General features: G+C 35.9%; 5 protein-coding genes. 4 read left to right on the forward strand and 1 reads right to left on the reverse strand.

Annotated elements, in window-relative coordinates; all coding sequences use genetic code 11:
- The first annotated feature begins 247 nt into the window (after window positions 1-247).
- The 3 genes from ACFO5Y_RS08480 to rpsD all read left to right on the forward strand — a co-directional run bounded on the left by ACFO5Y_RS08480 (window position 248) and on the right by rpsD (window position 3,174).
- Window positions 248-1,672 (forward strand): ABC transporter permease subunit, encoded by a 1,425-nt coding sequence (locus tag ACFO5Y_RS08480; RefSeq protein ID WP_197104536.1) that lies wholly within the window; start codon window positions 248-250, stop codon window positions 1,670-1,672.
- 11 nt (window positions 1,673-1,683) lie between these two features.
- Window positions 1,684-2,349: an amino acid ABC transporter ATP-binding protein gene (locus tag ACFO5Y_RS08485; protein WP_197104535.1), complete on the forward strand. Its 666-nt coding sequence runs from the start codon at window positions 1,684-1,686 to the stop codon at window positions 2,347-2,349.
- A 216-nt stretch (window positions 2,350-2,565) separates the two neighbouring features.
- The gene (rpsD, locus tag ACFO5Y_RS08490) at window positions 2,566-3,174 is read left to right on the forward strand and encodes a 30S ribosomal protein S4 (RefSeq protein ID WP_197104534.1); all 609 of its coding nucleotides are present in this window, start codon (window positions 2,566-2,568) and stop codon (window positions 3,172-3,174) included.
- A 220-nt stretch (window positions 3,175-3,394) separates the two neighbouring features.
- Here the strand turns inward: rpsD and ACFO5Y_RS08495 are convergent, their stop codons facing one another.
- Complete coding sequence (locus ACFO5Y_RS08495) at window positions 3,395-4,405, reverse strand: BMP family lipoprotein (RefSeq protein WP_197104533.1); 1,011 nt, start codon at window positions 4,403-4,405, stop codon at window positions 3,395-3,397.
- A 435-nt stretch (window positions 4,406-4,840) separates the two neighbouring features.
- Here ACFO5Y_RS08495 and ACFO5Y_RS08500 point away from each other — a divergent pair, with 435 nt between their 5' ends.
- Complete coding sequence (locus ACFO5Y_RS08500; RefSeq protein ID WP_138403621.1) at window positions 4,841-6,565, forward strand: septation ring formation regulator EzrA; 1,725 nt, start codon at window positions 4,841-4,843, stop codon at window positions 6,563-6,565.
- Window positions 6,566-6,715 lie beyond the last annotated feature (150 nt).

The raw sequence follows: 6,715 nt of genomic DNA on the forward strand, positions 1-6,715 counted from the left end.
AGATGGATTCCTTCATGAAAGAGAGTTTGCGGTAGCTGGAAAGCAAATCATGAAGCCATACTCACACACACCCTATCACAAAACATAAAACGTTTGACGCGTTATCGTCTCACTTTTGCTCATGTAGCATAAGTGATTAAGTTAATTACCGTGAGGTAATTATAAATGAAGGTGGAACCACGTCTCGACGTCCTTTGCTCCCAAACAGAGTGAAGGGCGTTTTTAATTTGTTTAAAGGAGTTTGAAAATGAAAAAATGGCTTAATTTATTAATACTTAGTATGTTGGTATTTGTACCCATCCAAGCAGCAGCTCAATCAGATATAACAATCCAACCTGGTGAGACAGTTACAGTTGGACTCGATTCAACTTTCGCACCTTATGGGTTTTTAGATGATGGTGAATATACAGGCTTTGACATTGAATTAGCTGAAGAAGTCTTTGACAACATGGGGGTTGATTATGAATTCCAATCCATTGACTGGTCAATGAAAGAAGCAGAACTGAATAACGGAAATATTGATATGATCTGGAACGGTTATTCAAAAACACCTGAGAGAGAAGAATTAGTACTTTTCTCTGATAATTATGTCGAAGGTCGCGTCGGTGTATTAGTTAAGAATGATAGTAAGATTCAAACGATTGCAGATTTAGAAGGTAAGAAAGTTGCGACTCAAGAAGGATCCTCTCAATTAGAAGCAATCAGACAACAACCAGGCTTAGAAGAATCATTAGATGGCGGTCGAGTGATTACTTTCTCTTCTTTTAATGAAGTCCTTCAAGAATTAGCTACAGGTCGGGTGGATGCGATTGTGGTTGCAGAATTAGTGACAAGATATTATTTCTCACAAAACGGTCAAGCAGGCGACTACCGCATGTTAGATGAAGACTTTGGAATAACTGAAACAGCCGTAGGTTTCAGACAAAATGAAACAGCTTTTGTTGAAGACTTTAATGTCGCTTTAAATGAGGTATTAAATAGTGAAGCTTATGAAGAAATAGAAAATCGTTGGTTCGCTGAATTAGGAGGCGATGAGTCTGCTGAAGAAGCAAATATGCTTGCACCATTATTGGATGCAGCCAAAACAACTTTACTCGTATTCTTTGTTGTTTTAATTGTCAGTATTCCACTTGGTTTGATTATCGCCTTATTAGAACAACGCGCACCAGCTTGGATAAAAGCAATCATCCAAGTATATGTATACGTCTTTAGAGGGTCGCCATTACTTCTTCAATTAATGGTTGTATATTTCGGCTTACCGTTTTTAGGTATTACACTAGACCGTGTGCCTGCAGCCTTAGCGACCATGATCATAAACTACGCTGCTTATCTAGTGGAGATTTTCCGAGGGGGCTTAAATGCCATTCCTCAAGGTCAGTACGAATCATTAAAAGTATTATCTATTAATAAACTAACCGGATATCGTCGAGTGATTCTCCCACAACTATGGAAAGTAGTAATGCCTTCCGTAGGTAATGAAGTCATCAGTTTAGTAAAAGACACATCACTTATTTATATTCTTGGTTTAGACGAATTACTAAAAGTAGGACGTTCATTATCTAATCAGTACGCAAGTATGATGCCATACTTATATGTCGGTGTGATTTACTTAGCTTTAACAGGGATTGTCACAATCGTATTAAATCAAATTGAGAAGAGAATTGACTATTAGGAGGATTACAAATGAGTTTAATCGTAAAGGACGTTAGTAAACAGTTCGGGAACAATGTCGTAATTAGTAATTATAGTATGGAAGTTGCCCCAGGAGAAATTACAGTCATTCTAGGGGAGTCGGGAAGCGGGAAGACAACAATACTACGTATGATCAATCACCTAGAAGAAGTTGATAAAGGTTCTATCTCGATTGATGATACTTACTTAGTTAAAGACGGAGAATATCAAGATAATCAATCTATTAAAGATTATCAATACAAGATCGGACTTGTATTCCAAGATTATCAATTATTCCCAAACTTAAGTGTGACTGAGAATTTATTATTAGCACCACTTTCGAATAAATTTGCTGACAAAGCAGTTTTAGAAGAAAGAGCGGCTTCATTGTTGGAACAAATGGGTGTCGGAGACAAAGGGGATTCTAAACCGAGCCAGTTATCAGGTGGACAAAAGCAACGTGTTGCGATTGCGCGAGCGATGATGATGAATCCAAGCTTACTTTGCTTCGATGAACCAACCTCTGCCTTAGATGAGAAAACTGTCGGTAAAATTGCGGAATTAATTACTCAACTATCTAATCAAGGGATTATGATTTTGATTATTACCCATGATAATGAATTAGTAAAATTATTAGGAGACGCAAGAGTGATTCGAACGACAGAATTTATCAAATAATGCTTGCTTTTGATACACCTGTTTGGTACACTAGCTCTTGTGTAAAATAATGCAGCGTTAAAACAGAAAGCGCGTCAACATTCTAAAACCTAATGAAATAAGTAGGGCATCGAGTAACCGCGGCTGCTAATGGTGAAAGTGAAAAGCGGAATGCACGCATTCGAGTTTTAAACAGAATTATTTTACTCCAAAAAAACTTATTGGAGGAATTAAATTATGTCAAGATATACAGGACCATCATGGAAATTATCACGTCGTTTAGGAATCTCTTTAACTGAAACAGGGAAAGAAATCGCAAAACGTAACTACGCACCAGGACAACACGGGAACAACTCTCGTAGAAAAATCTCTGAGTACGGATCTCAATTACAAGAGAAACAAAAATTACGTTTCATGTACGGATTAAACGAACGTCAATTCGCAACATTATACCTACGTGCAGGTAAAATGGAAGGAAAACACGGTGAGAACTTCATGGTGTTATTAGAAACTCGTTTAGATAACTTAGTATACCGTTTAGGATTTGCTAATACACGTCGTCAAGCACGTCAATTAGTTAACCACGGTCACGTTACTGTAGATGGTAAACGTGTTGATATTCCATCATACTTAGTATCACCAGACCAAGTGATTGGTTTACGTGAAAAATCTCAAGAATTAGCATTAATCAAAAACAACTTAGAAAACGTTGTTTCTCGTTTAGACTTCATCTCATATGACGAAAACTCTAAAGAAGGTACTTTAACTCGTTTACCAGAACGTAGCGAATTAAATGCTGAAATTGATGAGTCATTAGTTGTTGAGTACTACAACAAATTAGGCTAATCTTTAGTAAAGATTTAATAACACAGAGTAATTTATATAACGGGTGTCAGTTTAGAGCTTATTCTAAACGGCACTCGTTATTTTCTGTCATAGGGTATAATAATAGGCTTACTTATTGCTTAAAATGAATGGATTCTTAAAAAAGACAATCGAATATTAAAAAAGACAAAAAATATCAGGACCACAAAAGTGATCCTGATATTTAAATTATTAGTATATATTATTCTGGAGCATCTGGAACTTCAATGTCTCCGTCTATAATTTGTTGTTTGTAATCTTCGATGACTTCTAATGATTCATCGGTTAATCTTCCTTCTGCGATACCTACACCATCGTTAGCAAGGTTAAACCATTGGATGCCAGGTTCAAAGCCTTCTTCCATCATAGTATTACTGAAAGAGTGAATGGCATTCCCAGTGTTCTTTAAAGTAGAAGTTAAGTTGATATTGCGAGTTTCACCATCAATATCTACTTCACCTTCAGCACTTTGGTCTAAATCAACACCGATGACCCATAAATCTCGGTCAGGTTCAATACTTACTAAGTCTTTAGCTTCTGAGAATACACCGTTACCAGTAGGGCCTGAAGCATGGAAGATGACGTCAATATCATTCGAATACATCGTCGCAGCAATTGTACGACCAATTGATGGATCGGTAAAACTTCCTGCATATTGAATTTCGATATCAATAGAATCGTCGACGGCTTGAACACCCGCAACGAAGCCGGCTTCAAACTTATCAATAACAACGCCCTCAACACCGCCAACGAATCCAACTTTATTCGTTTGAGTCGTAGTCGCTGCAGCTACACCGGCAAGAAAAGCAGCTTCTTCATCGGCGAAGTTTAAAGAAGCAACGTTTGGTAAGTCAACGACTGAATCGACCATACCGAAGTATTGATCAGGATATTGTTCTGCAGTTTCCTGAACAGCTGGCTGTAATTTGTAGCCAATGGCAAAGATAATATCGATATTGTTTTGAGCAGCTAGATTTAGGTTTGTAATGTAATCAGCCTCTGTGTCTGATTGGAAATAAGAAAAGCCATCTAACCCTTGTTCTTTGTCGTGTTCCTCACCCCAACGTTGCATGCCTTCCCAGGCACCTTGGTTGAAGGATTTATCGTCAATACCTCCAACGTCTGTCACCATCCCAATGCTAAAATCATCCTGGGCTTGAACACTTACAGTGGAGAGCATAAGTAAACTTGAGAAAAGTAATAAAGATTTCATTTATTTACCCAACCTTTCAAATATAATAAATATAGTATAGCATGTTTCTATAATAGAATTAGTATTTTTAATATAATAAATCGAATTTCAGTAATTTATTGAATTATTTACATATATAGTGATAATTTATAATCATTTCTGTTATTATAGTAAGTGTATGGGTGTACTATAGAACAATTTGACAGGTTTGGAATGATTTATATATACAAGTAGTATGATGACAAGTAAATATCTTGTCTATATTAGTACAGAAATAAAGTTGATTTAGATAAAAAGATGGAACATCGAGAACATAAACGATGTCATTAACGCTAATGCCTTTATTTATCTAGATAAATACTTTAATTAATGACTTGTAAATGCTATAATCTAGATTGACAATTTATGTAGTAAATTTAAAACACATATATATACTGATTGATGAGGAGCGAGACAATGAATTTAACCTTTACTGATATTTTATTTATCATCGTTATCCTCTTTCTTGTTGCATCGGGGGTTATTTTTTATCTAAGAACGCAGCGTGCGAAAGAGATTCGAGAACTAGAGAATCGTAAAGACGAGATGATGAGCATTTCAATTGCTGATCAGTTGTTTACGTTAAAGAATATGGACTTAGCGGGCCAAACGAAACGTAAATACGAAAGCCTTGTAGCAACTTGGCAAACTCTAACAAACTTCCAATTTACTGAAATTGAAGCGATGTTAGTTGGTGCTGAGCAATACAGCGAACAAATGAACTTAATGAAGGCTAAGACAGCTTTAGACGAAGCACGTGACTTACTTGATGAAACAGAAGTCCAAGTACACGATTTACATGATGAGTTAACGGCTTTACTAAAGATTAGTGAAGATAATCATGAACGTAATGAAGCGCTACTTGAACGATACAACACTGCTCGTAAAAGTATTATGAATCATTCATTTGACTATGGACCAGCCATTGAAACGTTAGAGAAAAACTTACAATATTTAGAGTTAAACTTTACTCGTTACAATGAATTAACAACAGCGGGCGATCATATTGAAGCGGATGATATGTTAGATACAATAGAAGCAGACTTAGGTAGCTTAGAAGACATTCTTGAGAAACTACCTTCAATGTATAACAAGATTAAGAAAGATTACGAAGATGCTTTAGAAGATATTCTTGATGGACACCAAAAAATGCTTGAAAGTCACTTTAACTTCGAAGGCGTGGACGTTCCTGAGAAAGCAGAAGAAATTCAAGAAAAACTGAACGAAGCGAAAAATCACATTAAAAATGCCGACTTAGTTGACGCGCAAACATTAATGGATAAAGCAGACCGTGAAATTAATTCATTATATGACTTTATGGAAGCTGAAATTGAAGCGAAGAATTATGTGAATACACATATTAATCAATTGCGCACGCGTTTCGAAGAAGTAAGAGAAAATAATCGTTATGCAGGGATTGAAGTAGACCGCATCGCGCAAAGTTATATCTTACACGAGAACGAAGTTGATCAAATCGGTGAATTAACTGAACAAATTAACGCAGAGTATGGACGTTTTACTGACACTGCCGGAACGATTGAATCCGATGGTGCAGTCTTTACTCAAGTTGCAGAACAATTAAGTCGTATTGAAAAGAATTTAAATGAATACGATAGCAAGCAACAAAAAATCGTTAAAGATTTAGGACAACTTAATGCACGCGAGCGTGAAGCGAAAACAAACTTAGATTCATATGAACTTGATTTACGTAACATGAAGCGACGCTTAGAGAAGCAACATTTACCAGGTTTAAGTTCTAATTACTATGAGATATTCTACAAAGTGACAGACGAGATTGAATATTTATCTAAACAACTAAATCGTGTTCGCATTGATATGGTTGAAATTGAAGGCTTAGAGAAACAATTAGCTGAAAACTTAAATAAATTAGATGAATTAACTGAGTCTACTGTCGATAGTGCAACACTAACTGAATATATGATTCAACATAGTAACCGATTCCGCTTTGACTATCCTGAGATGGATCAAGCCATTCATGAAGCAGAATACTTATTCTATGATGAATTCCGCTACGACGAAGCTTTAAATGTTATTGAAAAAGCTTTATACCGTGTTGACCGTGAAGGTCCGACTCAAGTTAGACGTATGTATCAACAAGAAAAACAAAATCGCGTATTCTAAACAATACAATAACCTTTGAATTTTGACTTTTAGTCGATTCAAAGGTTATTTTTATTTAAAACAAATTCTCAAAAAAAGACAAAAAAAGTCTACCTCATGTTATAATGAAGGTGGAAAATTTTTAATTTTTGGGGACTCCTATGCTATTGC

This window comes from Ruoffia tabacinasalis (genome assembly GCF_042652985.1).
Lineage (GTDB): Bacteria > Bacillota > Bacilli > Lactobacillales > Aerococcaceae > Ruoffia > Ruoffia tabacinasalis.

Excerpts from the sequence above, each read along its gene's own strand:
- ACFO5Y_RS08480 (WP_197104536.1), top strand. The coding sequence starts at position 248 with ATGAAAAAATGGCTTAATTTATTAATACTTAGTATGTTGGTATTTGTA.
- ACFO5Y_RS08485 (WP_197104535.1), top strand. The coding sequence starts at position 1,684 with ATGAGTTTAATCGTAAAGGACGTTAGTAAACAGTTCGGGAACAATGTC.
- rpsD (WP_197104534.1), top strand. The coding sequence starts at position 2,566 with ATGTCAAGATATACAGGACCATCATGGAAATTATCACGTCGTTTAGGA.
- ACFO5Y_RS08495 (WP_197104533.1), bottom strand. The coding sequence starts at position 4,405 with ATGAAATCTTTATTACTTTTCTCAAGTTTACTTATGCTCTCCACTGTA.
- ACFO5Y_RS08500 (WP_138403621.1), top strand. The coding sequence starts at position 4,841 with ATGAATTTAACCTTTACTGATATTTTATTTATCATCGTTATCCTCTTT.